At 45.8% G+C, this 2,317-nt stretch carries 2 protein-coding genes; both read right to left on the bottom strand.

Going from position 1 to position 2,317, the window contains the following annotated elements; genetic code table 11:
- Positions 1-39: 39 nt before the first annotated feature.
- Positions 40-1,926, bottom strand: coding sequence for an OstA-like protein (locus tag VIP81_RS22950; protein WP_331966892.1), 1,887 nt, complete (start codon positions 1,924-1,926; stop codon positions 40-42).
- A 9-nt stretch (positions 1,927-1,935) separates the two neighbouring features.
- The coding region (locus VIP81_RS22945) for an MlaD family protein (protein ID WP_414649369.1) at positions 1,936-2,317 on the bottom strand (382 nt) is incomplete at its 5' end.

Raw genomic sequence — 2,317 nt, 5'->3', positions numbered from 1 at the left:
TTAGTCCCGTAATTCGTAATTCGTAATTCGTAATTCTTTTTAATGCATTAACTCGTACTTGCTTTTCGGTTGCCGTTTGATGTCCCATTTGAAATTTTCCAGTTGTAGCTGGTCTTTTGGACGTTGCGTAAATGGATACACGGTCCCTTCAGGATCTTTGATCAGCACCACTTTATCCACTTCTCCTTTTTTGAAGAAGATATTAATAATAGCGCATTGTGCTTTATTGACGCTCATATAGGCGCCTGCCTGATCTTTGATATAGTTAATTGTTTCCGCGTTCCCTTCCACGTGCATCCAGTCGAGGGTTTCACCTACCACATAACCGGTAATGACATTGCCTTTGATCTGGTTAAACATGTCGGGACCGGCTTCGTTGATAATGAAACCATTATTTTTCAGGAGCATTTTATCAGCGGTCTGGTTTTTTGTGAACATGAGAATGGTGTCGCCACTCAGTTGTGTGGTATTATTGGACCAGATCACCGGGTTGCGGTAGAAGCGGAAGATAGAATCTTTTGAAGAATAGAATACGCTGTCGGCCACTGCCTGCAGGGAATCCGAAAACACCCTTACATGATGGTAGGCCAGGATATAGCGTTGTTCTGCTGTGTCTTTTGGCGCACTGAGTGCCATGCTGTCTGCATGATGTTTGATGCCCGGCAGGGAATCGTGCATGACTACCGTTGGTATGGCGGCTATTTTCACATTTTTCACCAGGGAGGTATCGAGTTTTTGCCTTGTTTTTTGCAGGGCGCTGTCGGCCATGAACATCATAACGTTGCCGGCTATACTATCCTGTTGTTTTCGGGCAATGGAATCGCCTTTGGTGATGGGTGAAATGGTGGCATTAAATCTTTCCGGCGGTCGTATTGTTTGAAGTGACCGGAGGTTTTTAGTCGGAGAATCCGGTACGCGTTTGAGTCCTGCTACGGAAGGAATGGATAAGCTGTCGCCCGGATGGATGACGCCTGAAAACAGCGTATCGGCGGCCATATACAGGGTATCCTTATTTTTTTCCATGATCAGCAGGGGCTTCTGTGTGGCCAGGACGGTTTTTTCCCGTTGGTTAACCACACCTCTGTTGGCCAGCAGCGACATTTTGCGCGCGGTATCTTTGTACACCATATTACCGGTGGCATAGGCCATACCGGTTAATTTATCCATTTCTATATTATCGGCGGTAATGGTACCGGTACTGTCTTCAATAGTAGGACGGTTACCAAAGTTACCATAGCCTTTGTCGGTATCATAGTAACCGCTGGTAGCGTACATGGTGCTTTTATCGTTACTGTTGATCGTGGTAGGCGCAATGATGGTGGCTATTTTGGTACCGGTGTTATAGTTTAGTTCACTGGTACTGAGGGTATATTCAGGATCCACCAGGAGTACATTTTGTATGAAATGCATTTCTTTGGGTTCAGTGTAATAGTATCCTTCATCGCTGGTGAGCACACTTTTACCGTTTACCAGTTTCCCTGTTTTCACATAGGAGCCAATTTTGGCATTCATATCATACTGCAGTTCCGGGCCGGTGATGGTCACCTTTCCGTCGGTAAGCCGGGCTTCGTCTCTTAAGAGGGCAATGCGGGTGTTGGCATCGTAGTTAAGGTAGTTACCGTAGATGTGAACACTATCTGCCTGGTTAATATGAATATGGCCATAGGCGTCGATAACGTTGGTTTTGTTGTTCTTCACGGCGCTATCGCAATTAAACAGGGTAGTACCTTGTTTAAAGACGGCGGCGCCGACGAAGCGGGTCATGCTAACAGAATCCCGCTCATACATGATGAGTGTATCCGCATGAATAATTTCAATAACGGACCCAGTTTTCGGTGCTGGTTTATCCGGAAACTGGGCGCTGGCCGAAAATGCCAGCAGGCATATGACGGCCAGAAAAATCCCTGATTTTATGTATCGATGCATTGATTCTTATTATTGTGCCGCTGCTGTATCAGAAGGTAACGGCTTCGTTTTATCTTTTTTTCCAAACAGGGAGAAGTGTACATAGCGTTTTGGATTGACGCGGAGGTCTTCCAGCAGCTTATTCAGATTTCCCAATGAATACTGAAGATTGTTATACACTTTTTTGTCGTTCAGCAACATGCCGGCGGTGCCATCGGTGGTATTCAACTTGGCGATGGTGGCATTCAGGTTAGTGGCTGTTTGCTGTAATTGTGCCAGTGTTTGGTCGATGTTACCTTTTGCCAGTGCATCTGTTGCTTTCTGAGCATTGTCGAGGATGCCGGTAATTTTCGAGTTATTGTCTTTCAGGTTACCGGTAACTGCAGCGAGGTTGTCGAATGTTTTCTGGATG

It is taken from the genome of Chitinophaga sp., from assembly GCF_036566945.1.
Lineage (GTDB): Bacteria > Bacteroidota > Bacteroidia > Chitinophagales > Chitinophagaceae > Chitinophaga.
The sequence above is the reverse complement of the archived record's forward strand: the minus strand, read 5'-3'. Positions and strand labels throughout refer to the sequence as shown.